Raw genomic sequence first — 25483 nt, forward strand, 5'->3', positions numbered from 1 at the left:
TCATTCGGAACCGTCAGCGTTTTGCCGTCACCCGCAAGCGTCGCACCCGCTGGCGCATTCGTCAGAACAACCGAAGTCGCATCCAGCGTGCCATCCGCATCCGTGTCATTGCCCAAAGGCGCGATCGTCGCGGCGCCATAGACCGCGCTTGTCAGCGTATCCGGGTTCGCAACGGGCGGGGGAGCGTCTTGGATGGTGAAGGTCGCTGCGTTAGTGGCCGGCGAACATGTTGTAGCATCGGCAATTTCACCAGATGTACCCAAATCACCGATCTCGAACACAATGGTTTCATCGCCTTCAGCAAGGTCATCACGAAGTACTGTGAACGAAATTGGGTATGCAGTGTTGGAGTACGCACCTTCCGGAATAAAGATGGTATTTGTGTAGGTGAAGTCCACGCCCTCAGTCGCGGTGCTTGCTGCGTTAATATCAATTGGAACAGATATACCACCAGATGGCACCGTGCCATCGACAATGATCGATGGACCCGAAGGATTGCCGACAGTTTCGCTATCTGCCCAATTGTCCGCTCCAAACTTGAAATAGGGCACCAGCGTCAACGAAATGTTGTCTAACAGGTTACCTTCGGCGCCAACAGCCGGAGAAACAGCACTAAACTGGAAAGTAGTCAAACCAGTTGATCCTGTGTAAGTGGTCGTACCGGCTATATTTTGCCAAGAACCTTCTGGTGCATCGCCGCTCGTTGCAATGACTTGGCCGCCGACGATCATTTCTACGATTTCAGGATCGCCGGTCGACTGTGTTGAGCGGTGCCAGAACGAATAGCCGATCGTTTCACCCTGCTGAACACAGATCGACTGCGTCACGCCAGACCGATCTGAGGAGTTCAATTCAATATAGTGCGAACCATCTTGCGGCGAAGAGGGCGCAAACTCGGGTTTTTTCGAAAACTCGATGACCGGATAAGTGACGTTGGTGCCGGGTGAACAAATGTCAGTCGTAAATGTCGCACCGGTTTCCCAACCCAAAATATCATCAGCTACGACATACGCACCCCATGGCCCGGACAGCACAACACGAGGCGAAGTACAGGAGTTCGCATAGTTACCCGAACCATCCAAGGGTGGCGCGCCTTCTTCGAAACTGCCGTTTAGCAAAACACGCTGCGCATACACAACTGAAGGCATTGCGAGGATAGCTATCAGTGAGAGAAGAAGCACCAAATATTGGATAAAGTTAAATTTAGCGCCCGCCAGTCCAACTAACTGGTTAAACTTTCTGTCCATCACTTTTGGTCCCCTTAATGCCGCACGTAGCCGGCTGCCGTCCTTGGTTAGCGATCTGCTACAATTCGAAATCCAAAGCGAAAACATCGTCGATCATGGGCGAACGTATTCCACGCATCATCGCGTCCCACGATGAGCTGGATCTACTACGTACAAGAATGAAGTATGGTTGCCTGTTGTTCTGGATTTTTCCGTATTACTCAGATTTTTTTTTGTAGATTCGCTCTGCTCTTTTTTCTGCTCATAACACCGTCTGAAAAAAGGTGTAAACCAAAGTGATATTCCCCCCTACACTTTGGTCTAATTGTTTCAAAAAGTGTCAAAACTCAGTACCTTACCAATTGGTCCAATTTGTTTTGCCATCTAAACTTGCGAACTATCAAACACACCAATTGGGCGGTTTTCGCTTGCGGCCAAAGACCGGTCAGATGACGCCTATTTTTGCCGAAAAATACGTAGTGTTCTTAAGGTACAGAATTGTCGAAAAGTTCTGTTGGAGAATCGTGCAGATACGGTGCTTGAAGCTACGGCCGGACTACTCGGGAACAGCTGCTGCAACCAAACCGTAAATCAAAAAACGAAGCCCCAACTGGCATAGGACAGGCAGTCGTCGTCTACAAATTACCGCCATTCGATTTACGCCACGCAGACGGGGTTTGTCCCATCACTCGCTGAAATTCGCGATTGAAATTCGATTTTGACGCAAAGCCGGCCGCCAATGAGACCTCTAAAATATTGGCATCGGTTTGACGCAACATTTCACAGGCCCCTTTGATCCTAAAATCATTCACGAATTGAGATACATTTAGGCCGCAGACGCGATTGATTGCATTAGATACCTGACGGTCTGGGATACCAAGGCGACGCGCCAATTTACGCAAGCTTAAATCCTCGGATTTATGCAAACCTTCGGTTGTGAAAATCGTTTCAATCCGATTGACGATCGCTTGATCCGCGTCGGTGCTGTCGATCAACGTAGGGGACGGGTCATCATCAATTGGGGCGGATTTGGCAACGCTAGACGCGGTGCCAATCAGCAAGATGAATCCCGTTTGGACAAAGGTGATGACCAATCCAACATGATCCCCGCCGTTTCGAATAAAGTCGGCAATGATAAAAACATCGGTCAATGCAGAGGCAATCAGCCCCGCACCAATCAGTCGCATTGCAAACAAAATACCCTGCGTTTTCACAATCGGGGAAAACGACAACACATCAGCTCCGCGCGCCGCGCGGGACAGCAATAGACCACCATACCCCAAGTACGTCGCTATGATGATTAGATCGTAAATCTCGGGAACGACCACAAATGACGTCCATGTCAGAGCAAGGACTACAATCGACAAAGTAATCGACCGTTTGGTTCCGTTCATAAGCGTGGCAAATGCCAAATAGGCCAACATCGGCAAAACAGGCGCGATTATAGCAATCGGTAAAGCAACCGCCGACTGTTCATACCCCCAACGCAAAACCAACAAAAATGATTGCAAACAGTACGACGCTATCAGCAAAGCAAACAATCGGTGGGCCAACATTGCCATGTCTCGCGCGGTCACAAAGCGCACGAAAACAAATACCAAAACAAAGGTTGCAAACAGCGGCAAGGGAACGGAAATCATCGTAAAGGCCTAAACAAATACGCCGCTAGCATGAACCAGAACACGTTCTAGGACGACCTAAATCGCGTTTTAGGACGAACACCGCGCCGTCCGCAGGCATCAAAATGGCATGCCATGATCAAGAAAGGATCGGACGAATGCCAAAATTCATCACTCTGATAAAAATCGCAGCGGCGACTACAGTTTTCGGCTCTATCAGCTGGGCGGGTTATGAACTGACGCGTCCAGGATATGACGGCAATATCGGTATAGACTTTGGTTCGGCCTATGCGCCTGCCCGCGGCGAAGATGTAAAATTCGCGATTTGGTATCCTGCTCAATCGGGCGGTCGCGCCGTTACTGTTGGCGGAAACGGTGTATTCTACGGAACGCCTGCGGGTAGCAAAGCGCCCCGACAAGCCGGTCAATTTCCGCTGGTTATCCTGTCGCACGGCGCAGGCGGTAACGCAGGACAGTTTGGCTGGATCGCATCCGAATTAGCCAGCGCAGGCTACGTTGTTGTCATCCCGAACCACCCCGGCACAACATCCGGTAACGCTTCTGCCGAAGCTGCGGTTCGTGTTTGGGAAAGACCCGCTGACATCACCGCAGTTATCGATGAAATCACCGCAAACCCAGAGGTTTATGGGTATATGGATACATCTGACATTTCCATGATCGGTTTTTCGGCGGGCGGGTATACAGCATTGGCATTATCTGGTGCCCAAGTTGATCCTGACAAACTCCAAAGCTACTGCGATGAAAGTGATCACGGCATGTCAGATTGTGCGTTTCTCGCACGGTACGGAGTTGATTTGCATGCCTATGATTTGTCGCCAGCCGCGCAATCATTGAAAGATCCACGCATAAAGAGCACCATCGCGATTGATCCAGGTATTATCGAAACGATCACACCTGAAAGTTTGGAAAACATCGACATTTCCATGATGGTTCTAAATTTGGGCGAAAAAGACACCGTTCCAATCGGCGTTTACGCTTTGCCCGCAGCAGAGTTGATCCCCAATGCCGAACACAGCTTTGTTCCGGATGCGACGCATTTTAGTTTTCTGGCTGAGTGCACAGATCGGGGCGCCGATATTTTGGCAAAAGAAGGCGAACCGGACCCGCTCTGCGATGACGCAGGCAGCCGGTCACGCGCGGAAATTCACGCCGATATCGCGCAACGGATAAAAGATTTTTTGACCCAAAGCTAAGTCGTTGGCCCCTAGGGGCCGCGACATTTATATCCAAAAACATATAGTTAAGTGATTAATCAGCCCAAAGTGGAAAAAACAAAATATCTATTTACAAATACGCGAACCCATTGCTAACAAATACCCACGCAGGGGAGTCCCGCCTAGGGGACTGAGAGGCTGAGTGGGCATTTGCCCGGTGACGCGACCCTTTGAACCTGACCCAGTTGACACTGGCGTAGGAAGCTAAGGGTGGCATATCGCCATTGGTATTTTCACCCGAAACAGAGGGCGTTTTGCGCCTTCGCCTCCTCTCCTTTTGCATCTGGTGTCTTTTTAAGACTCGAGCTTGAGGAGCGCCAAAATGAATGTACCCAATCCCAAAATCACCACGGGCGCATTGCCCGGATCGCGCAAAATCTATGTCAAAGGTGACATCTTTAGCGATCTGAACGTACCGATGCGGGAAATTTCCATGCACCCCACCGCAGGTGAACCGCCCCTACCCGTTTATGACAGTTCAGGCCCTTATACAGACCCTAACATCCTGACAGACATCACTCAGGGTCTGAAAAAATTGCGCACTGATTGGATAATGGCCCGCGGCGACGTCGAAGAATACGAAGGGCGCATTGTTACCGCCGCCGATAATGGGTTTGTCGATGGCGATCGGCTAACACCTGAATTTCCAATCAAGACGCGTCCCTTGCGGGCAAAACCGGGACAATCGCCAACACAACTCGCCTATGCGCGTGCAGGCATCATCACGCCCGAAATGGAGTTCGTCGCAATTCGCGAAAATCAATTACGTGAAAAAGCGCCCTGCCATCGCGACGGCAATGATTTTGGCGCGAATATTCCCGACTACGTCACCGCCGAATTTGTCCGGTCGGAAATCGCTGCTGGTCGCGCGATTATTCCCAACAATATTAATCACCCCGAGTCCGAACCAATGATCATCGGGCGTAATTTCCTTGTAAAAATCAATGCCAATATGGGCACTTCTGCGGTGACCTCTTCGATGGCCGAAGAAGTCGACAAGCTGGTTTGGGCGATCCGTTGGGGCGCAGATACCGTGATGGACCTGTCCACCGGCCGCAACATCCACAACACACGCGAATGGATCATCCGCAATAGCCCCGTTCCGATTGGAACCGTGCCGATTTATCAAGCGCTGGAAAAGGTGAATGGCATTGCCGAAGATCTGACTTGGGACATTTTCCGCGACACATTGATTGAACAAGCCGAACAGGGCGTCGATTATTTCACGATCCATGCAGGTGTCCGTTTGCACATGGTGCCTATGACGGCAGAACGCGTAACAGGCATCGTATCTCGCGGCGGGTCGATCATGGCCAAATGGTGTTTGCACCACCACCGCGAAAGCTTTCTGTACGAACATTTCGAAGAAATCTGTGACATCTGCCGACAATATGACGTGGCTTTCAGCCTAGGGGATGGATTGCGTCCTGGATCGATCGCCGATGCGAACGATCAGGCCCAATTTGCGGAATTGGAAACTTTGGGCGAACTGACCAAAATCGCATGGGCCAAAGATTGCCAAGTCATGATCGAAGGCCCCGGCCATGTCGCCATGCACAAGATTAAAGAAAACATGGATAAACAGCTGGAATGCTGTCACGAGGCGCCATTCTACACATTGGGGCCACTCACCACTGATATCGCGCCTGGTTACGATCACATCACCAGCGGTATTGGCGCCGCGATGATTGGTTGGTTTGGCTGCGCCATGTTGTGCTACGTCACACCAAAGGAACATTTGGGCCTGCCGGATCGGGACGACGTAAAAACGGGCGTAATTACTTATAAAATTGCAGCTCATGCGGCGGATCTGGCCAAAGGTTTGCCGGGGGCACAGCGCCGCGACGACGCATTATCACGTGCTCGATTTGAATTCCGCTGGGAAGATCAGTTCAACCTATCGCTCGACCCCGATACCGCCCGCGATTTCCACGATCAAACCCTACCGAAAGAAGCACATAAGGTCGCGCATTTCTGTTCAATGTGCGGACCCAAATTCTGTTCGATGCGCATTTCACATGATATCCGCGCCGAGGCCCAAAAAGAGGGCATGGAAGCGATGGCGGCCAAATTCCGCAACGGCGGTGATTTGTACATGCCAGTGACCGAGGACGCAGAATGATCACCATTGCAGGTGCAGGTTTGGCCGGACTTTCGTCTGCGCTGGAACTAGCGCGCGCAGGCCACATCGTTCGGGTTTACGAGGCCAGTGAAAACATCGGATCAGACAGCGTTTCGCGCTATGCAGGCGGAATGCTTGCCCCATGGTGCGAACGCGAAAGCGCCGATCAAACCGTTGTAGAACTAGCGAATGGTGCTGCGGATTGGTGGGAACAGATAACGCCCGTAACGCGGATGGGCACCTTGGTGGTCGCCCCGCCCCGCGATCAATCCGAATTGGTCCGATTTTCCAAACGCACGAGAAACTATGAATGGGTACACGCAGACGAAATTGCAGCGTTAGAGCCCGCACTGGGCAATCGGTTTGCCAATGGTCTGTTTTTCGAAACAGAGGCACATCTAAATCCGCGAACAGCATTGCGTGATCTGGCAACCGAAGCAACCAAAGCAGGCGTTGAAATCCTATGCGGGACCCCAGCACCGAAACGGGTCGATCTAGATTGTACTGGGCCCGCATCGGACCTGCCAGATTTGCGAATGGTGCGCGGGGAAATGGCCATTTTGCATTGCCCAGATTTGAATCTTACCCGGACTATTCGACTATTGCATCCGCGTATCCCACTGTACCTCGTGCCACGGGGTGATGGTGTCTATATGATCGGCGCGACAATGATCGAAAACTCTTCGGCCCGCCCTATTTCGGTGCGGTCGTTGTCGGAAGTCCTTAGCGCAGCCTTCGCCATTCATCCCAGCTTTGCCGAAGCAACCGTGATCGAAACGGGTAGCGGCCTGCGGCCAGCATTTCCTGATAATCTTCCACGGCTCGTCCAGTCGAATGGCGTGGCCCATCTAAACGGATTTTATCGACATGGCTTTTTACTTGCGCCAGCAATGGCGGCGCAGGTCGTTCATCATTTTTCGAAGCAGGGTAGTCATGAAAATCATCGTCAATTCCAAACCGTTTGACGTCAGATCGCACACATTGTCCGACATCTTAACGGAAGTTGGCTTTGACAGTCCGGCAATCGCAACCGCTGTAAACGGTCAATTTGTGCCCAAAAAATCGCGCGCAGAGACGCCTATCAATTCTGGCGATCAAATCGAAATCGTTGCCCCAATGCAGGGTGGATAAAATGCGTATATATGAAACAGACATAGCCACCCCATTGCTATTAGGTACAGCGCAATATCCTTCGCCCAAAGTGCTGCAAAACGCGATCAAGGCCGCAGGTTGTGAAATTGTGACTGTCAGTTTACGCCGTGAAACAGCCCAAGGTACGGGCGCGGGATTTTGGGACGTCATCCGTCAAACGGGGGCAAAAATTCTACCCAACACAGCTGGGTGTCACACCGCCAGAGAGGCGATCACAACTGCCCAAATGGCCCGCGATATTTTTGAAACCGATTGGATTAAATTAGAAGTCATCGGCCACGCAGACAATTTGCAGCCGGATGTATTTGAGCTGGTCCATGCAGCGCGCGTTTTATCCGCAGACGGGTTCAAGGTTTTTCCCTACATGACCGACGATCTGGTAGTTGGCGAAAAACTGATCGAAGCAGGCTGCAAGGTATTGATGCCTTGGGGCGCGCCAATTGGATCGGGTCAAGGTCTACGCAACCCCGATGCGTTGCGGGCCATGCGTGCGCATTTCCCTGATATTCCGCTGATCGTTGATGCAGGGATCGGTCGTCCGTCAGATGCCGCTGCCGCGATGGAAATTGGCATGGACGCCGTTTTGTTAAACACCGCCGTCGCCAAGGCAGGTGACCCAGTTCAAATGGCCCGAGCAATGGCGATGGCAGTGCGCGCTGGTCGGACGGGATATCAAGCAGGACCGATGGAACGACGCGATGTTGCCGTGCCATCCACCCCCGTCCTAGGATTGGCAGAGCTGGTTTAATGCAACGTTTTTACCTCATAACCAGTAGCGTCGAGCCATTGGTTCAGCTGGTCCCATTGGGCGTGAAATTGGTCCAACTACGGATCAAAAACGCATCCGAGTCCGACATCCGTCGTCAGATCACAGTCGCCAAAGCGATATGTGAAAAACATACGGCTCAATTGGTCGTGAATGACCATTGGGGATTGGCAATCGAATTGGGCTGCGATTTTGTCCATTTAGGCCAAGAGGACATGGAAACTGCGGATTTCAACGCCTTGCGGGCGGCTGGCATCCAGTTTGGCTTGTCCACTCATGACCAAACTGAATTGGATCGCGCGATGTCGTTCGATCCTGCCTATATCGCGCTGGGGCCAATCTATGAAACATCCCTGAAAAAGATGAAATGGGCTCCTCAAGGCCTGAACCGCGTCGCAGAATGGAAAACCCAAATCGGACAAACACCACTAGTCGCGATAGGTGGTCTAACCCCCGAACGAGGTGCCAAAGTCCTGCAGGCAGGCGCTGATAGCGTCGCTGTCGTCACAGATATTCAAACCGCCAAAAACCCCGCGGAACGGACACGCGAATGGCTGAAGGTGTGTGGCTGATGAACCGTTATAACCGCCAAATGATCCTACCTGACTTTGGGGCGAATGGTCAGCAAAAATTGCAGTCATCCCGCGCTTTGATAATTGGCGCAGGCGGATTGGGATGCCCCGTCATACAATATCTGGCCGGCGCGGGGGTCGGGCATATTCTCATCGCAGACCCAGACCGCATCGAAGAAACCAACCTGCATCGCCAGCCAATCTACAAAACAGACGACGTTGGCAAATTCAAAGCGGTCGTCGCTTGCGAACTGGCGACGGCGCTAAATCCCGATGTCACTGCCGAACCAGTCACCCAACAAATCGGTGCCGGTAATGCCTCAGAGTTCATGATCGGTGCTGATATCGTGGTTGATTGCGCAGATAACTTTGCCGTGTCCTACATACTGTCGGAGGAATGCTTTCGGCAGAAAATCCCGCTTATTAGCGCAAGCGCCTTGGACCAAAACGGATACGTTGGCGGATTTTGTGGCGCTGCCCCTTCTCTGCGGGCTGTTTTTCCTGACTTGCCGCAGTCTAGCGCGACTTGTGCAACGGCAGGTGTAATGGGCCCCGCCGTAGGCACAATTGGTGCGCTGCAAGCGCAGTTTGCCTTGCGCGTTTTGTTGGGGGCCGATCCATCGCCTTTAGGCAAAATGGTTACTGCGAACCTTGCTGATATGACTTTTGGATCGTTTGATTTCATTACAAGCGAAGAGCCAGAAACGGCTCTGCCATTCCTGTCATTAGGTATGGTGACACCTGACGATCATGTCATCGAATTACGCGCTGATGCTGACCTGCTCCATCCGAATGCGCAGCGGTGCGCCATAGATGACCTATTATCTACGCCGCTACCCACAGATAAACGCATCATATTATGCTGCCGAACAGGACTAAGGTCATGGCGTGCGGCTGAAAAATTGGCCGAAAATGGCTATGACAACTTGGCCCTAATGGCGGCAACGGCCTGCCAATGAATATGATAATGACCATCGGCGGAACCGACAGCAGCGGTGGCGCTGGGTTGACCCGCGACGCGTTTATAGCCCAGCATTTTGGCCTTGGCACTATGCCGATTGTGACTGCCGTGACAGCGCAATCACATCAGCTGGTGAAATCCGTACAAATGATGACGGCAAATTTCATCGTGGATCAAATCACTGCTGCTTTAGCCAGCGAAACGCCCGCTGCCATAAAAATAGGAATGCTAGGCACCCCAGAAATCGCTGAAACAGTTGCGGATGCTATTGGCGCCGCTAGTTGCCCCATCGTGATTGACCCAGTCCTAAAATCCACCTCGGGACGTGACCTCATGTCGGGACCATTTCCCCCGTCTCTGTTATCAAAGGCAGATATCATCACGCCCAACCTGTTCGAAGCGGCAGCGATGACACATCTACCCGTTGCAATGAGCCCACCCAACATCCGTAAGCAGGCGGAAATTTTGCAGGCCAATGGCGCAAAGGCCGTGTTGATCAAAGGCGGTCACGCAACAGGCGTTGCTTCAACCGACTATCTGTTTCAGGGAACAACGATACAGGCCTTTTCGTCCCAACGTTTGAACAAAGACATGCGCGGTACGGGCTGCGCTCTTGCCACTGCGATTGCATGTGGTTTGGCCCAAGGCAATGCGCTAAGCCACGCCTGCGATCGGGCCAAATCATTGATCTTTGATTGGATATCAGAGGACGAAACCAATGCGCGCACCGAACTGGCTGATTAGCACAACGTCGCTATTGGCGTAGTTTAGATTTTAACCTATTCCCCACTATCTGATAGCTATACCACCAGACCAAGCCACAGGGGATCCGTTTTGACGGAGGGGAATTTGAGCGCCAACGCCAATAAAGCGGCCAGCATATGGCGGCGGGTCAAACCGCTGATGCCATGGATCGTGACGGCGGCCCTGTTCTCTATTGGTGCGTGGGTTTTGTATCATCAGTTAGCAACGGTGGACCTACGTCACGTCCTGACCGAAGCGCGGCAAACACCTTGGTACATCCTTACTTTGGCCATTTTGGCGACCGGCGGCAGTTACGCCGCCTTGATCGGATATGACTGGTCGGCGCTACGTTATATCGACAAACCACTGCCCATGCCTGTCATCTCGCTAGGCAGCTTTCTGGGCTATGCGATGAGCAACACAATCGGTGCCGGACCGATCACAGGTGGCGCAGTTCGCTATCGCATTTACTCCGCACTTGGGCTTTCCGCTCAGGATATTGCCGGTGTTGCTGCGTTTGCATCAATTGCCTTTGGGTTTGGGACGACAATCATTGGTTTTGCGGCGCTGATTTATAATCCCTATGCACTAAACCATATGGTTGACCTTTCGCCCGAAATCATTCGCTGGAGCTCGGTCGTTATTGTGATTATTTCGAGCGGAGTTCTGTTCTGGCTTAGCGCGACAGGTGCGTCGGTGTCGTTGCGCGGGGTACGGCTTCAGGCGCCATCACCTAAACTGCTTTTGGCGCAATTTGGCTTTACCTTTGTCGATGTGCTGCTCGCAGCGGTTACGCTCTATTTATTGCTGCCGCCTAATGACCTTAGCTTTGCTACATTTTTAGCGGTCTTTGCGGCGGCACTTATGGCTGGGGTGATCAGTCATGTTCCGGGCGGTGTCGGCGTGTTGGAAACCGTTATTATAGCGGCTTTGCCATCGTCAGTTTCAGTGCAACAGGCCGCGACAGGTTTATTGCTGTTTCGCGCCATTTATTTCCTTCTGCCGTTCGGAATAGCGTTGATTTTGATCGCTCTGACAGAGGCGCGCGCTGCATCTGGGCGGGTCCTAACCCCGATGATGACTGTCTTGTCACCGTTAACGCGATCCGTTAGCGCGTTGATCCCGCTGGCGATGGCCGTGATGATGTTAGTGTCGGGCCTGTTTTTGATGATGTCCAGTTTGATCCCGCCGACATCAGAAATCACAGAACATTTGAACATGCTCACACCACTCGCCGTGATCGAAGGCGGCGCGCTTATGGCCAGCATATTGGGCGCGATGATGTTGGTCATTGCCCATGGTTTGCTACGCCGCGTTCAAGGGGCATGGTGGCTTGCGATTATTACATTAGCCGCGGGCATCGTCGCATCATTGGCGAACGGATTGGATGCACCGCGCGCGCTGTTTTTGGGCATCGCGCTTGCTATCCTATGGCCGACAAAACGCGAATTTTTCCGGACAACACGACTGACACGGAACGCATTTAGCCTGCGTTGGACACTGTTGATCGGCGGCATTGCCATTACTGCCGTATCAGTTCTGTTTTTCGCGCACAAAGCCGTCCCTTATGACCATGAACTATGGTGGAAATTCGCTACGGACCAAACTGCACCACGGTCACTACGCGCCGGATTAGTGGGAATGGTTGTTCTGATCCTGTCACTATTGGTATTTGCCTTGCGACCAGGCAAAATGACCCACGCGTTGCCAACCTGCGCTGAATTGGAAAAAGCGCGTTCCATCGCAATGGCTCAGCCGGATGCAAAGGCCAATATCGCACTAACAGGCGATAAATGCCTGATGTTTTCAGAAAGCGGCGACAGTTTTCTGATGTACCGGATCAAAGGCCGAAGCTGGATCGCCTTGCACGAACCCTTTGGCAAAAAATCTGAATTGGCCGAGCTTGCGTGGGCTTTTCATGATGCCGCTTACGCCGCAAACGCCCGACCCGTTTTTTATTCTATTGGGACATCCATGATCCCATTGTGGTTGGAAATGGGATTGGCTTTGGTCAAAATGGGCGAAGAAGCGGTCGTTCCTTTGCCCCAATTCTCTCTTAATGGGCCATCACGTAAACGACTGCGCACAACGTACAATCGTGCCCTGCGCGACGGTCTATCGTTTGAAGTAATTTCCCCACCTTACGCTGATGATTTACTGCCACATCTGCGCGAAATTTCTAACGCGTGGCTGAAAACGAAATCTGGCGGCGAAAAAGGATTTTCTGTCGGCGCGTTTGATACTGATGTCATCTCTCGCGCACCCATTGCGTTGATCCGCCATGATGACCGCATCGTTGCCTTTGCAACACTGTGGGTCACCGATCAAAACCAAAGCGTGAATGTCGACCTAATGCGCCATGTCGATGATGCGCCAAGCGGGATGATGGAGTTCCTGTTTACATCACTGCTGTTACATTTTTCTGAGCAAGGCTACGCAGAATTCTCGCTTGGGAATGCCCCGTTATCGGGACTCGAGGCGCGGCGCGGTTCCAGTTTGTCGACCCGATTGGGCGCATTGGTCTATCAACACGGGCGTCAGTTTTATAACTTTGCTGGCTTGCGTACGTTCAAGGACAAATTCGACCCAGAATGGGAACCCGTCTATGTCGCCGTTCCTCCGCGGGCTAACATTCTATCAGTAGCTGCGGATGTGGTGAGCCTGATTAACAACGCTCCGACCAAACCCGAAACGGATCCGTCGCCTGCCTAGAAAACCAGCGCATTCTTGAAAAATCAGGTCAATCCAAAGCCTATGCGAAATTGCAATTGATCGAACGCGGTCGATTGTGATTACGATTGGGTATCTTGGCAATAAAGGCATTGCGCGCTGCGGCCGAGCGAAACGTGGCATGCAAAGCGCGCCATTTTTTCCCGCAATGCGCGGGATCTGCCAAAATCGGAATACCTGAATGATCCAATCCAACACCCCCTTTAGCACAGCAGAATACAATCGCCGTTTGGCCCTGACTCGCAAGGCAATCAGTGATGCAGGATTGGACGCAATATTTGTCACCGACCCCTCTAACCAAGCATGGCTCACGGGCTATGACGGGTGGTCTTTTTACGTTCATCAGGGCGTATTGGTGACTTTGGACGCCGATCCGATCTGGTGGGGCCGATATATGGACATGATGGGCGGTCGGCGAACGTGCTGGATGTCCCATGATCACATTGTTAGTTATGGCGATCATTTCGTCCAATCGACCGAATTCCACCCGATGCAGGACTTAGCGCAGTTGTTCAAATCTCGCGGATTGGAAACAGCCAAAATCGGCGTCGAAATGGAGAACTATTACTACTCCGCCAAAGCGCACGCCGTTTTGACTGCGGAACTGCCAAACGCACGATTTTTCGATGCAACAGCGATTGTGAACTGGCAACGATTGGTAAAATCAAACGAAGAAATTGGTTTCATTCGCAAAGCCGCGCGGATTACGGACAAAGTCGTCAAGACAGCAATAGAACGCGCCGAACCGGGCGTTCGCAAAAATGATTTGGTCGCCGATCTATTCCACGCGGGCATTACTGGCGTCGATGACGATTGGGGCGACTACCCCGCAATCGTGCCACTGACCCCATCGGGGTTAGACGCCACTGCCGCTCATCTAACGTGGAATGGCGCGCCGATGAACACGGGCGAAGCGACATTTTTTGAATTGTCGGGCTGCTATCGCCGCTACCACGCACCGCTATCGCGCACCGTATTTTTGGGAACGCCAACCGATGACATGCGCCGTGCCGAAGAGGCTCAATTAGAAGGTATCGAAGCAGGATTAAACGCCGCGCGTGCTGGAAATTTGACCGCTGACATCGCCAATGCCTTTATGGGCGTTTTGAAACGCTATGGGATCGAACGATCCGGCCGCATGGGTTATCCCATCGGGCTAAGCTATCCGCCCGATTGGGGCGAACGTACTGCATCAATCCGCAGCGAAGACACGACCGTATTGCAAGCTGGAATGACGTTCCATTTTATGCCTGCTCTTTGGATGGACAGCTGGGGTTTGGAAACGACGGAAACAATTTTGATCCGTGAAAACGGTGCAGCAGAACCGTTGTGCAACGTTGAACGCCAACTTTTCGTGAAACCATAGGCTATGCTGACCGAAACCAAACGCATTCTGGCCGACCTAATTGCATTTCCAACGATTTCGGCGGACAGCAATTTGGACATGATCACCTATATGGCTGATCACCTGAAATCCTGCGGGGCGATGGTTGACATTTATCGCGACGACAGCGGGCAAAAGGCGAACTTGTTTGCCACTTTGGGCCCCGAAACCGACGGCGGCATGGTGTTGTCCGGTCATAGTGATGTTGTTCCCGTAACCGACCAAAAATGGGCGACCGATCCGTTTCAAATGACCGAAATGGACGGTCGCCTATACGGTCGCGGCACCTGCGATATGAAAGGTTTCATTGCCGCGACTTTGGCAATAGCCCCTAAATATGCACAAATGGCGCGACCAAAGCCTATTCATTTTGCCTATACCTACGATGAAGAAACCGGTTGCGTGGGTGCAGGGCATTTGGCCGAAACCTTGCGCCAACGCGGTATTCGGCCCGCGATGGCGTTGATCGGTGAACCGACGATGATGCAGGTCGTCGAAGGTCACAAAGGTTGTTACGAATATACCGCCCATTTCAGCGGGCTAGAGGGGCACGGTTCGTCGCCCGATTTAGGCGTAAATGCCGTCGAATACGCGGTCCGCTATGTGTCGCGGTTATTGGAGTTACGCGAAAACCTAAAACACATGGCCCCAGTTGGCAGCCCGTTTGATCCACCGTGGACAACGATCAACGTGGGTGCCGTCAACGGCGGCAGCGTTCACAACGTCATACCACCCCGCGCCAAGGTAGATTGGGAAATGCGCCCTGTTCAGAATACGGATGCCAAATTTGTAAAACAGGCCATCGACCAATATTGCCGTGATACACTATTGCCAGACATGCAGCGCGTGTACCCCTACGCCGCGATCACCACTGAAATTATAGGCGAAGTCGCCGGCCTAATACCGGTCGACGAAAATGCAGCCAAACGTATCCTGTTTGAACTTACAGGCGCGAATACTGCCCACCTTGTTCCTTTTGGAACAGAGGCTGGAATCTTTCAGGAATTAGGAATGGATGTGGTTGTCTGCGGCCCGGGTAGTATCGCTCAAGCTCACAAAGCAAATGAATTTCTGGCAATCGATCAACTACAAAGCTGCCTGAACCTTTTACAAAAATTAGGGGACCGTATTTAACGCATAAGATGCGGCCTGACTTATCAATGCGCCCTCATTAATGGCGTGGTAAATAGGTTTCGGAGGGCGCGCCGCTACATCAACATCCCTGACGACCCAGTCATGCGTTTCCAACAATTTTAGTGACTGAGACAACGCACGATCAGTGATCATTGGCAACTGCCGTTTAAACGCACCAAAGCTATTCGGCTCCGCCAACTGGGATAAAATCGGAACCGTCCACGCGCGGCGCAATAATCGGTTTTCCTCGTCACCAGTGGCCGCGCGAATGCGACTAGCCAAACTTGCCGCGGTTTCGCCCAGCTTTGTCAGACGGAATTCTGGCCGTAGCGGGTGACCGTAGCCGGGATTTCGTTCGATAATTTCTAACTGGATCAGATGGTTCAAACTATGACCAAAGGCAGTACGGCTAGCGCCCGTTGCAGCCAACAGGGGTGCCTGCCGCCCTGGCACCCCGGCATCAAGGTTCCATAGGATCGGCAAGGCCCACGCTTTGGCAGTGATATTGACAACAAGGCTTATGTCCATAAAGTATAGTTAGTATATTTTGTTATCTCAGGTAAACCCATGTCTCTTGTTTCTGTAAACGACACTATCACCATCGCCCTTTCCGTCACAGATCGACACGCCAGCGCCAGTTGGTATGAACAGATGTTTGGCTTTGAAACGCTTTTTCACGCTGACGAAGCCGGTTGGTCAGAAATCCAAACAAACACCAAAGGGGTGACTTTAGGACTAGGCGAACACACCGAACCCGCGCCGGGAAATTGCGTTCCCGTTTTCGGCGTCTCTGATTTAGATTCATCGCGCGCCGTCCTTGAGTCCGCTGGGGTACAGTTTGATGGCCCAACCGATGTGGTCGAAGGAATGGTGAAAACAGCAACGCTATATGATCTAGATAAAAACGCGTTGATGATCGCGCAGGATTTGACTGGCGGTTAAACCTTAAATATCGCAGCGATCCTATTTAATCGTGACGTTTCCGCTGATGAATTCCTGAATCTCATCTAACTGCGATTTCAGAGCATCCGTATCGGTTGCCAAATGTTCACAAAGGGTTTTGATCCGCCAGCGCCAATCCAAACGTTCGAGCGACCGTAGATAATTACGGCGCGGCTGATCTTTGCTCCAATTCGCGACAGCCCTGCGCAATTCCGATTGGAATTTGCCACGTTCTGGCGACCCGACATCGATCAACGCGCCATCCCATAGCATATCGGAAAACGAACGATCACTGTGTGGGGCAATACCTATAACGGAGGCACCTGACGCAAGCGCATTTGCCCACAGGCCCGTGAAATATTCCTTCGTCGGGTGCCCGCCGCCCCGTTGCGACACAAGGTTTGAAAATAGCGTTACATATTTCGCGCCTGACAAAGCCCCAAAATACTGTGGAACCGTTAGATCAGCAGCGGGCGCATTGGAATAACGAACACCCAGCTCCTCCGCCTCTTTTTTGAACTCTTCTTCTGGCAATAAATTCTTGGGCTGATCTCCCAGACAGATAGCATCAACCGGCCTATGACTACTGCCTGCACCCAGCCGCAATACATCTGACCCCCATGGTAACACCAGAATATCGCGCGCGCCGGCTTCGCGATATAACGGGACATCGCAGGACTGCGTAAGAATGATCAGATCAAAAGCTGACAGACTTATTTTTGGTATTTCATCCGACCAAAAGCTTTCGAAAATCCACGCGATCCGATATTTGGCTGGTTTGTCGAAATCGGGATCCGCAATCGCAGCTGATAATTCGGATGGTCGATTAGCCATATAGAGCCGCACCAATTTACCAGCAGGCCGCGGCGGCAAAGCGGAATGTTTCAGCCTTGTGAACGCCGACGGAGCTGCATTCGCTATACCGATCCGTGTCGCACCCAATGTGTCTTTCATCAGATCTAACAGTCGATTTATATCAGCCGACGCGTCTACGCCGCCCTGCACGTATCGCAGTTCCCAATCCAACATCACGCTAAAAATTACCTATGATAAATAAATTAGTTTTGGGCCTTAAGTCTGGATGCACTGACGTCCAAAACGTGCACAACCCTGTGTAGCATGTGGTCGGACAGACAAAAGCATAACGTTTCGTAAATAAAAGATGACGCATTTAGGAGTTTAGGAAAAGGTAACGGAACCCCTACTTTTCAGGATAAAATGAGCCCATCACGTTTGGTTTGGACTGAGCAAAACAAACTGGTACGGTGGGCCATGGCCATCGTTTATCCGCACACCGACGCTGTGACCGTTCGGTCAGCCCGCTCTATCGGCGCAATAATTTTGCACGAAATGTCAGCAATTTACGGGCGCACACCCGGTGGATACCTTTGGGCAATACTAGAACCACTGGGTTTTATCGTAGTCATGGCAGTGGGTTTTGGGCTGGTATTTCACGCACCGCCGTTGGGTACGAATTTCATGCTTTTTTATGCAACGGGATTCTTGCCGCTGCATATTTACAGCGAACTTTCCGGCAAACTAATGAACGCTCTGCGCTATTTTCGGCCACTAATCGCTTATCCAGCGGTATTGTGGATCGATACAATGATCGCACGCACCATCCTGCATTGGGGAACGGGCATTGTAGTATCTACAATCGTGCTGTGCGCCATCCTGCTATTTGATCCGCTGCCAATCTGGATCGACCCTGCGTCGATTTTCATTGGCACAACGATGGTTGCTTTGATCGGAATCGGTGTAGGCACTATCAACTGTTACCTGACGGGCCGTTTTGCATTCTGGTCCCGCATCTGGGCCATTGCGGCGCGTCCCATATTTTTCGGATCGGGTGTATTTTACACGTTTGAAAATTTGGCCGAACCGCTGCAATTCTGGCTGTGGTGGAACCCAATTATACACGCCGTTTCCATTTTCCGCCGCGGATTTTACCAAAGCTATCACCCTGATTTCGTGTCGTATTTTTACGGATTTGGCACAGGTTTAGTCATGTTGGTCATTGGCCTGATGTTACTGCGAAAATCGCACGACCGGATCAATTGAAACAACATTGAACCAAAACAAATCCAATAGACGCTTTCGCGCCTTTTTTTAGCCCCGCTATCCCAACAGCCTCGCACCAACCTGCCCTTATTCGACTGCCGAAGGGGGCACAAAATGGACCTTGTTTTTGCAGGGCAAATTGCATCGACAGCCTATACTGATTTAATTTTGGTTGATGGATACCTGGTCGCAACAACCCGCTATGGCGGGCAAATCGACAGCTACGACGAAACGCTCACGATTATCGACACTTACGCGCTCACCCATGTTGATTTGGCAGGGATTGATCCCAATTTGGTGTATCTCCAATTGTCCACTGGCCCCGCAATCTTAACAGGCGGCGGCGTCAGTGGGGATATCCAGGTCATATCCGTGACCGATGGCTATTTCGGGCAGATCGTGAACCTTGGTCAATTCGATTGGTCTGATGACATATCTGTGGCAACGGCAACTGTTTTACCCAACGGGCAAATTGGTGTCTATAGCGGGTTCTATACAGGCGAAGGCCTAGGACGATTGCGTTTAACCACAGACGCAGAACTGACCCTTAGCCGCACATATGCAGACCAAACCCGCACCTTTACCCAGAACATCACAGCCGTGACGACGGCCACCTACGATGGCGCGGACTATTTGTTGACGACCGCGCTAGAAGGCAACGGTTTGTCAGTCTGGTATATCGGATGGAACGGTTTCTTAAACGAAGTCGGATCATATAACGCTGATAATGGTTTGTGGACCAGTGCCCCGACGGACGTTGAAACGATCAGCACCGCCACAGATACTTTTGTTTTGGTCGCTGGTGCGCAAAGCAATTCCATCACGGTATTGCAAATGCAAACCGGCGGAACGCTGCAATCCGTCGACCATGTTATCGATGGATTAGGCACCCGGTTTGCCGGCATCACGGCGCTGGCCGTAGTCCAATCCGACGGACGGATATGGGTGGCCGCTGGTGGTGCGGATGACGGGATCACTTTGTTTACGTTACTACCCAATGGACAGTTAGAACCAGTCGCGCAGATCGTTGATACCGTCGAACTGTCTATTGCTGATGTCGCTGATTTAGAAATTCAGGCGACTGACGACACGGTCACGATTTACGCCGCCTCTGCGACCGAAGGGGGAATTGCCAAATTCACCTATACAATCAATGGAGATCAAGTTGCCGGAACGAAGGCGGATGATGACCTTACCGGATCTATTGGCGACGACATTCTTTTTGATGATGCTGGTGTTGATAACCTAACGGGTGGATTAGGCGCGGATGTTTTTGTGTTTGCCGCAGATGGTAAGGCCGACTCTATTACGGTCTATGAACACGGAGTAGACAGGATCGACATCAGCGGCTGGGGTATCATTCGGAATATTGATCAACTGACATTCGACATCACGGATCACGGCCTATCCATCAGCTATGGTGATGAGGTTTTGTACATACAATCCGACGCCGAATTGACTCCTGACCTATTCACAATCGAAGAGTTGGTTCCGATTTCACGGTACTCAAACATGACGCTAATTGATACGAACACTGCAGAGCCAGAAACGGCCCCGCAATGCGGGACCATTTTAATTTCAGACACTCAGGTCAAAGACGATGATTGGACGTTATAGGCTGTTCGATACGCCCAATGCCGTGCCGATCAGACCCAAAATGCTTCGGGCCGCATTAACAGGGCTTTCGGTTGCGTAGACCAAATCGCCGTCCATTAGATCGAAGTTACGCGCAGCAAACAAACCGTCTGCCGTTGTCAGATCAATCGTGAACACAACGCGTTCCTTATTCGGGCCGCCTGCATCTGAACGTACCGCCGTTAATGGATATTCACGCAGAACCAAAATACCTTTGGGGTTCGCGCGGGCCGCATCGACACCGCCGATAATCGACAACGCTTGCGCAGCGGTCACAACGTCGGAAGGAAAGACATGTTCGGCTTGCGATCCCGCAGCACCCAGCGACAGGAATTTGCGTTCATCTTCGGTCACGATAATGCGATCGCCGCCTCGCACCTCTGCATCCAATTCAGGGTGATCAAACAGTCGTTCTAGAGAAATGCCATAAATATGCTGACCACGGATCAACGTCATTTGCGGGTTTTCTAATGTTGCCGCTGCACCGCCTGCTTGGGCCAGCACGGACATCACGGTGACATCGCGACCCTCTAACGGATACACTCCAGGGGAAGATACGCCCGAAACCAAATTAACGTGGTTCGCACGGCCCGGTTTGACTTGTACCTGAACCTGCGCCGATGGAATGGTTTCGGCATAGCGTTCTTCGATACGGTCGCGCAGAGTATCAATCGACATACCAGCAACGCGCAAATCACCAATATACGGTAAATTGATTTCACCGTTCGACGACACAATCACGTCCTGCAACTGGGCCATGCGACCACCCATGCCCGCCAGCAGCGAATTTTCTTCGGTGTCCCAAACGGTCACAGAAATTGCATCGCCCGATGCGACGATCAACGATGACGGTTGACCTGCGTTGCGGATCCAGCTGCGGGCCTCTTCTCCGACGGCTGGCCAATACGACAACGCAGCGCGGGTTTCTTCTGTGACGGGAACGACTTGAAAATTCAATGCCTCTTGATTTTCAGGTCGAGAGGCCGAAATTACTTCGGATTGGAAGCCTGCCCCACGCGGCGTCACGCACGCCGTCAGCCCCAAGCAAAGGCCAGCGGCCACGATCATGCGAAGTGGAAACCCCATAAATACCCCGACGTCCATTATTAGAAATTTATCGTACCTTACTATGACCACCCCTAAGGTCAATAATTTCTAGGGGCGCAATCGCAGGGAAATACAAGATTTAGTAGCATCCCACCAATAAACACGATACCCGTCAAAGTGTACCCAAAGGCCAGATAATTCGCAAAATGAACCAAAGTATTCTTGTCGTAGGCGCCGGTTTTTCAGGCGCGGTCATTGCCCGCGAATTGGCAAATAACGGCCATCAGGTCACAATTTGCGATGCCCGTAGCAACGTCGGCGGCAATTGTCACACAGAGCGTGATAAACAATCGGGCGTTATGGTTCACAGGTATGGCCCTCATATTTTCCACACCACAGACACCGAAATTTGGGAATACGTCAGCCAATTCACAACGATGAAACCTTATCGCCACAGTGTACGCACAACGGTGCAGTCTTCGGTCTATTCGCTACCGATCAATTTGCAGACGATCAATCAATTCTTTGGCAAAACATTTAACAGCGACGAAGCACGCGCATTTCTAGCCGATCAATGCGAAGATTTTCAGGCGCCACAAAACTTTGAACAGGCGGCGTTGGCATCTATTGGCCGTCCCCTATACGAGGCGTTTTTTCGTGGATACACGATCAAACAATGGGGCTGCGATCCTACCGAAATTCCTGCACAGGTTTTCGCGCGGCTTCCGGTCCGATTTAACTATGACGACAGGTATTTTGACCATCGACTGGTAGGCATACCAGCAGATGGATACACCGCGCTGATCCAAAATATTCTGGACCACCCCCAGATTGATTTACAGCTAAACACGACCTGCACGGCCCAAGACATATCAGATTACGACCATTGTTTTTGGACGGGTACAATTGATAGCTATTTCAATTTTATACACGGGCGATTGGGGTATCGGACCTTGAGTTTTGAAATGGCGCGGAAAGCGGGCGATTGGCAGGGCTGCGCGGTGATGAATTATGGCGATATCTCCGCCCCTTATACGCGGGTCACAGAACACAAACACCTGGCCCCTTGGGAAGACCACAACGAAACAGTTATTTCGATTGAAACATCCAAAGCCTGCGGCCCGACCGACACCCCCTATTACCCGACGCGCAAACTGTCAGAACGGGATCAATTAAAATCGTATGTCGACATGGCCAAAGCTGCACCCAATGTCACCTTTGCGGGCCGATTAGGAACCTATCGATATCTAAACATGGATACCTGTATCCGTGCCGCGATCGACATCGTCGCTGCCTATTGTAGCGCGGTAACATCGGGCAGCCCGTCCCCCAACTTTGCAACTGACCCGTTATGACAACGATAACAGCTGTTATTGTCACGCATAACCGTGTGGACAAACTGCGCCACGCGGTCAATGCGGCCATGCACGAAAGTTTCGATAAGATCATTGTCGTCGATAACGCCTCAAACGACGGCACTGCAAACTATCTGGCGCAAATTTCGGATGACCGATTACAGGTAATCACCCTCCCCACCAACACTGGCGGAGCAGGCGGTTTTCATCACGGCGTGACCGCTACGGCGAATGCAGATTGGTTGGTATTATTCGATGATGATGCCCATCCCACCCCGGGTTCAATTGATCTGTTCCGCGCATTGACAGAAAACCTTGAAACGAACATCGGCGCGATTGCCGCGCGTGTCGATTTGCCGGACGGAACACCGTGCGAGATGAATAAACCCCTAATCAATCCGTTTTGGGGGATGTCTAAACGGGCTTGGGCCGCTTTACGGCATGGGCGTAAAGGGTTCACAGTAGACAATGCCCAAGAGATTGATGCAGCGACGTTCGTTGGTTTCTTTCTAAACGGGCAGGTTGCGCGTTCCATGGGTCCACCTGAAGCGGATCTGTTTTTGTACTCGGACGATATTCTGTACAGCCTATCTATGCGCCGTGCTGGGTGGCATATCAGGTACGAACCAGACATCAGATTTTACCACGACTGTGAAACCTTACGTTCTGGCGGTGCCTATCGCCCGCTTTGGAAAAACTATTACACCATCCGAAATGGGACGTTTGTCGCAAAAATGGCGGCGGGATATCTGGCGCCCGTCGCAATGATATATTTGCTTATGATCTGGACCCGGCGTGGTATGTCATTGAACGGCGTCGAAAGACGCCAGTATTTTCAGATTTTCCGCAAAGCGATCATTGATGGCATTCGCGGGAAACGCGGCCCAATCAGTTCGGGTTGCCGTAATTCAGCAAACCAGTAAGGTGAAACCCAATCTTCATGAATTGGGCTAACGATCGAAAAATGACGGACAGCCAGAGAATCGCATCGCCCGCTTACATTCGCCCGCGCCATCGCGGTCTAGCGCTGCTATTTGTTCTGATGGTCGCGCTGCCCGTACTGGCAACAGCAGGCTACATGTTCGCGGTTGCCAAAGATCAGTATGCCTCGACTTTGGGCTTTACTGTTCGGGTCGAAGACCAATCCGTTACAACCGATTTGCTGGGTGGTCTTGGACGCAGTTTGGGTGCAAGCACATCAACAGAAAGCGATGTTCTGGACGCATTTATTCGTAGCCAGGATATCGTGTCCCGCATTGATGCCTATCTCGACCTCGCAGCGATGTATTCCCGCTATCGTTCGAATGATCCTTTGTTGGCTTACGATCCCGACGGCACAATCGAAGATTTGACTCGTTATTGGCAGCGCATGTCGATGGTCGGTTACGATACAAATTCCGGGCTGATCGAAATCACTGCACGCGCCTTTGATCGACATGACGCGCAATCTATCGCCCAAGCGATTTATGACCATTCAACACAAATGGTAAACGCACTGTCTGAACAGGCCCGCGCCGACGCAACACGCTATGCGCTCGCCGATTTGGAACGCGCCGAAGATCGGCTACGCGACATCCGCGAAGACATGACCGAATTTCGCATCCGCAACCAAATTGTTGATCCAGAAGCCGACGTTCAGGGCCAAATGGGGCTGCTGACAACATTGCAGGCGCAATTGGCCGAAACATTGATCGAGTATGATTTGCTGTTGGGCAATGTTACCTCAACCGATCCACGGCTAGATCAACTGAACCGACGGATTGACGTTATTGGCAAACGCATTGACGAGGAACGGGCGAAATTCGGGATCGGCGACAGCAGCGACGCGGCCTATGTCGCAACAATTGCTGAATATGAACGGCTTGCCGCTGATCGTGAATTTGCCGAATTGGCCTATACTGCAGCGCGTCAAGCCTATGATATTGCCGTCGCCGAAGCGCAGCGACAATCTCTGTATTTAGCCGCGTATATCCAGCCAACTTTAGCTGAAAAATCGACCTACCCTAAAAAATGGACAACGGTCGGGGGCGTTCTGTTTTTCTGCCTAATGGGCTGGGCCGTATTCACCTTGGTCTATTATTCTTTGCGCGACCGGCCATGACCTACGCGGTGCGCCTATCCGACATTAGCCATGGGTTTCGTCGCCAAAACGGCGTCACCCAAGTCGCGCGGCAGATCAGTTATGATTTTGAAAAAGGCAAATCAACCGCGCTTATTGGGCGTAATGGCGCGGGCAAAACGACGTTGTTACGGATCATATCGGGGGCGCTGCGGCCAAATGCCGGTGCCGTTTTACGAAACGGGCGCGTCAGTTGGCCCGTTGGATTTGCAGGATCATTCCACGGCGATTTGACCGCCGCCCAGAATTGTAGGTTCAGCGCAAGAGTTCATGGCGCAGATAGCGAAACGCTGATCGAAAACGTTCGAACCATGGCGGGCTTGGGCAGACATTTTCACGAACCCGTCCGCGATTATTCATCTGGAATGCGATCAAGATTGGCATTCGCGCTATCGATGGCGCTGCCATTTGATACGTATCTTGTGGACGAAGTAACATCCGTCGGCGATGCAAACTTTCGCAAAACCAGCCAACAGATATTTAAAGATCGCATCAAATCGGCCAGCGCCATTGTCGTTAGCCACAACCTCGATCAATTACGCCAGCTATGTGACCGGGCCGTCATTTTGGAAGAAGGAACGTTATTTCACTTTGACAACGTAAATGATGCATTTACCTACTATCGTGATAAGCTATTTGCATAAGGGCATGTTCTTACACTCCTACTAGGTGGACACGC

General features: G+C 51.7%; 23 protein-coding genes. 18 read left to right on the top strand and 5 right to left on the bottom strand.

Features of this window, described 5'->3' with window-relative positions:
• A partial coding sequence (locus BVC71_RS13780) for a hypothetical protein (protein ID WP_205905983.1) occupies window positions 1-1148 on the bottom strand: 1148 nt, incomplete at its 3' end.
• 713 nt (window positions 1149-1861) lie between these two features.
• Window positions 1862-2866, bottom strand: a complete 1005-nt coding sequence (locus BVC71_RS13790) for a helix-turn-helix domain-containing protein (protein WP_086452285.1) — start codon at window positions 2864-2866, stop codon at window positions 1862-1864.
• Window positions 2867-3003: 137 nt separating this feature from the next.
• Here BVC71_RS13790 and BVC71_RS13795 point away from each other — a divergent pair, with 137 nt between their 5' ends.
• The 11 genes from BVC71_RS13795 to argE all read left to right on the top strand — a co-directional run bounded on the left by BVC71_RS13795 (window position 3004) and on the right by argE (window position 15645).
• A complete protein-coding gene (locus BVC71_RS13795) occupies window positions 3004-4059 on the top strand; it encodes an alpha/beta hydrolase family protein (RefSeq protein WP_165767781.1) in 1056 nt (351 codons plus the stop codon).
• Between the two features lie 343 nt (window positions 4060-4402).
• A complete protein-coding gene (thiC, locus tag BVC71_RS13800; protein ID WP_086452287.1) occupies window positions 4403-6202 on the top strand; it encodes a phosphomethylpyrimidine synthase ThiC in 1800 nt (599 codons plus the stop codon).
• Complete coding sequence (locus BVC71_RS13805) at window positions 6199-7167, top strand: FAD-dependent oxidoreductase (protein ID WP_086452288.1); 969 nt, start codon at window positions 6199-6201, stop codon at window positions 7165-7167. The genes thiC and BVC71_RS13805 overlap by 4 nt, the downstream gene beginning before the upstream one ends.
• Window positions 7136-7333, top strand: coding sequence for a sulfur carrier protein ThiS (gene thiS, locus BVC71_RS13810; protein ID WP_086452289.1), 198 nt, complete (start codon window positions 7136-7138; stop codon window positions 7331-7333). Before BVC71_RS13805 ends, thiS begins: the two co-directional genes overlap by 32 nt.
• Window position 7334: 1 nt before the next feature.
• Window positions 7335-8102: a thiazole synthase gene (locus BVC71_RS13815; RefSeq protein WP_086452290.1), complete on the top strand. Its 768-nt coding sequence runs from the start codon at window positions 7335-7337 to the stop codon at window positions 8100-8102.
• Window positions 8102-8692, top strand: coding sequence for a thiamine phosphate synthase (locus BVC71_RS13820; RefSeq protein WP_086452291.1), 591 nt, complete (start codon window positions 8102-8104; stop codon window positions 8690-8692). Before BVC71_RS13815 ends, BVC71_RS13820 begins: the two co-directional genes overlap by 1 nt.
• Window positions 8671-9651: a HesA/MoeB/ThiF family protein gene (locus BVC71_RS13825; protein WP_240516866.1), complete on the top strand. Its 981-nt coding sequence runs from the start codon at window positions 8671-8673 to the stop codon at window positions 9649-9651. The genes BVC71_RS13820 and BVC71_RS13825 overlap by 22 nt, the downstream gene beginning before the upstream one ends.
• Window positions 9652-9659: 8 nt before the next feature.
• Window positions 9660-10397: a bifunctional hydroxymethylpyrimidine kinase/phosphomethylpyrimidine kinase gene (gene thiD, locus BVC71_RS13830; protein ID WP_240516867.1), complete on the top strand. Its 738-nt coding sequence runs from the start codon at window positions 9660-9662 to the stop codon at window positions 10395-10397.
• A gap of 105 nt (window positions 10398-10502) precedes the next feature.
• Window positions 10503-13109, top strand: coding sequence for a bifunctional lysylphosphatidylglycerol flippase/synthetase MprF (gene mprF, locus BVC71_RS13835; protein WP_240516868.1), 2607 nt, complete (start codon window positions 10503-10505; stop codon window positions 13107-13109).
• 199 nt (window positions 13110-13308) lie between these two features.
• Complete coding sequence (locus BVC71_RS13840) at window positions 13309-14493, top strand: M24 family metallopeptidase (protein WP_086452295.1); 1185 nt, start codon at window positions 13309-13311, stop codon at window positions 14491-14493.
• A 3-nt stretch (window positions 14494-14496) separates the two neighbouring features.
• A complete protein-coding gene (gene argE / locus BVC71_RS13845) occupies window positions 14497-15645 on the top strand; it encodes an acetylornithine deacetylase (protein WP_086452296.1) in 1149 nt (382 codons plus the stop codon).
• Here the strand turns inward: argE and BVC71_RS13850 are convergent.
• Window positions 15628-16173: a winged helix-turn-helix transcriptional regulator gene (locus BVC71_RS13850; protein ID WP_086452297.1), complete on the bottom strand. Its 546-nt coding sequence runs from the start codon at window positions 16171-16173 to the stop codon at window positions 15628-15630. The genes argE and BVC71_RS13850 overlap by 18 nt on opposite strands.
• 39 nt (window positions 16174-16212) lie before the next feature.
• On the opposite strand from BVC71_RS13850, the gene BVC71_RS13855 reads away from it, so the two are divergent.
• Window positions 16213-16587, top strand: a complete 375-nt coding sequence (locus BVC71_RS13855; protein ID WP_086452298.1) for a VOC family protein — start codon at window positions 16213-16215, stop codon at window positions 16585-16587.
• Between the two features lie 21 nt (window positions 16588-16608).
• On the opposite strand, the gene BVC71_RS13860 is transcribed toward BVC71_RS13855, so the two are convergent.
• A complete protein-coding gene (locus BVC71_RS13860; RefSeq protein WP_133064549.1) occupies window positions 16609-17619 on the bottom strand; it encodes a hypothetical protein in 1011 nt (336 codons plus the stop codon).
• Window positions 17620-17859: 240 nt separating this feature from the next.
• Here BVC71_RS13860 and BVC71_RS13865 point away from each other — a divergent pair, with 240 nt between their 5' ends.
• On the top strand, window positions 17860-18648 hold the full coding sequence (locus BVC71_RS13865) for an ABC transporter permease (RefSeq protein WP_165767782.1): 789 nt from the start codon (window positions 17860-17862) through the stop codon (window positions 18646-18648).
• 114 nt (window positions 18649-18762) lie between these two features.
• Window positions 18763-20265, top strand: a complete 1503-nt coding sequence (locus BVC71_RS13870) for a calcium-binding protein (protein ID WP_086452301.1) — start codon at window positions 18763-18765, stop codon at window positions 20263-20265.
• Here BVC71_RS13870 and BVC71_RS13875 read toward each other — a convergent pair.
• A complete protein-coding gene (locus BVC71_RS13875; protein ID WP_086452396.1) occupies window positions 20260-21369 on the bottom strand; it encodes a polysaccharide biosynthesis/export family protein in 1110 nt (369 codons plus the stop codon). The genes BVC71_RS13870 and BVC71_RS13875 overlap by 6 nt on opposite strands.
• A gap of 167 nt (window positions 21370-21536) precedes the next feature.
• On the opposite strand from BVC71_RS13875, the gene glf reads away from it, so the two are divergent.
• From glf to BVC71_RS13895, 4 genes are read left to right on the top strand one after another with little or no spacing between them, the layout of a single operon-like run.
• A complete protein-coding gene (glf, locus tag BVC71_RS13880; RefSeq protein WP_086452302.1) occupies window positions 21537-22685 on the top strand; it encodes a UDP-galactopyranose mutase in 1149 nt (382 codons plus the stop codon).
• On the top strand, window positions 22682-23608 hold the full coding sequence (locus BVC71_RS13885; RefSeq protein ID WP_086452303.1) for a glycosyltransferase: 927 nt from the start codon (window positions 22682-22684) through the stop codon (window positions 23606-23608). Before glf ends, BVC71_RS13885 begins: the two co-directional genes overlap by 4 nt.
• Window positions 23609-23649: 41 nt before the next feature.
• Window positions 23650-24786, top strand: coding sequence for a KpsE/RkpR family capsule polysaccharide export protein (locus BVC71_RS13890; protein WP_086452397.1), 1137 nt, complete (start codon window positions 23650-23652; stop codon window positions 24784-24786).
• Window positions 24783-25448, top strand: coding sequence for an ABC transporter ATP-binding protein (locus tag BVC71_RS13895; protein WP_086452304.1), 666 nt, complete (start codon window positions 24783-24785; stop codon window positions 25446-25448). The genes BVC71_RS13890 and BVC71_RS13895 overlap by 4 nt, the downstream gene beginning before the upstream one ends.
• Window positions 25449-25483: the final 35 nt, after the last annotated feature.

Source organism: Marivivens niveibacter (genome assembly GCF_002150005.2).
GTDB lineage: Bacteria > Pseudomonadota > Alphaproteobacteria > Rhodobacterales > Rhodobacteraceae > Marivivens > Marivivens niveibacter.

Excerpts from the sequence above, each read along its gene's own strand:
- BVC71_RS13790 (WP_086452285.1), bottom strand. The coding sequence starts at position 2,866 with ATGATTTCCGTTCCCTTGCCGCTGTTTGCAACCTTTGTTTTGGTATTT.
- BVC71_RS13795 (WP_165767781.1), top strand. The coding sequence starts at position 3,004 with ATGCCAAAATTCATCACTCTGATAAAAATCGCAGCGGCGACTACAGTT.
- thiC (WP_086452287.1), top strand. The coding sequence starts at position 4,403 with ATGAATGTACCCAATCCCAAAATCACCACGGGCGCATTGCCCGGATCG.
- BVC71_RS13805 (WP_086452288.1), top strand. The coding sequence starts at position 6,199 with ATGATCACCATTGCAGGTGCAGGTTTGGCCGGACTTTCGTCTGCGCTG.
- thiS (WP_086452289.1), top strand. The coding sequence starts at position 7,136 with ATGAAAATCATCGTCAATTCCAAACCGTTTGACGTCAGATCGCACACA.
- BVC71_RS13815 (WP_086452290.1), top strand. The coding sequence starts at position 7,335 with ATGCGTATATATGAAACAGACATAGCCACCCCATTGCTATTAGGTACA.
- BVC71_RS13820 (WP_086452291.1), top strand. The coding sequence starts at position 8,102 with ATGCAACGTTTTTACCTCATAACCAGTAGCGTCGAGCCATTGGTTCAG.
- BVC71_RS13825 (WP_240516866.1), top strand. The coding sequence starts at position 8,671 with ATGGCTGAAGGTGTGTGGCTGATGAACCGTTATAACCGCCAAATGATC.
- thiD (WP_240516867.1), top strand. The coding sequence starts at position 9,660 with ATGACCATCGGCGGAACCGACAGCAGCGGTGGCGCTGGGTTGACCCGC.
- BVC71_RS13840 (WP_086452295.1), top strand. The coding sequence starts at position 13,309 with ATGATCCAATCCAACACCCCCTTTAGCACAGCAGAATACAATCGCCGT.
- argE (WP_086452296.1), top strand. The coding sequence starts at position 14,497 with ATGCTGACCGAAACCAAACGCATTCTGGCCGACCTAATTGCATTTCCA.
- BVC71_RS13850 (WP_086452297.1), bottom strand. The coding sequence starts at position 16,173 with ATGGACATAAGCCTTGTTGTCAATATCACTGCCAAAGCGTGGGCCTTG.
- BVC71_RS13855 (WP_086452298.1), top strand. The coding sequence starts at position 16,213 with ATGTCTCTTGTTTCTGTAAACGACACTATCACCATCGCCCTTTCCGTC.
- BVC71_RS13865 (WP_165767782.1), top strand. The coding sequence starts at position 17,860 with ATGGCCATCGTTTATCCGCACACCGACGCTGTGACCGTTCGGTCAGCC.
- BVC71_RS13870 (WP_086452301.1), top strand. The coding sequence starts at position 18,763 with ATGGACCTTGTTTTTGCAGGGCAAATTGCATCGACAGCCTATACTGAT.
- BVC71_RS13875 (WP_086452396.1), bottom strand. The coding sequence starts at position 21,369 with ATGGGGTTTCCACTTCGCATGATCGTGGCCGCTGGCCTTTGCTTGGGG.
- glf (WP_086452302.1), top strand. The coding sequence starts at position 21,537 with ATGAACCAAAGTATTCTTGTCGTAGGCGCCGGTTTTTCAGGCGCGGTC.
- BVC71_RS13885 (WP_086452303.1), top strand. The coding sequence starts at position 22,682 with ATGACAACGATAACAGCTGTTATTGTCACGCATAACCGTGTGGACAAA.
- BVC71_RS13890 (WP_086452397.1), top strand. The coding sequence starts at position 23,650 with ATGACGGACAGCCAGAGAATCGCATCGCCCGCTTACATTCGCCCGCGC.
- BVC71_RS13895 (WP_086452304.1), top strand. The coding sequence starts at position 24,783 with ATGACCTACGCGGTGCGCCTATCCGACATTAGCCATGGGTTTCGTCGC.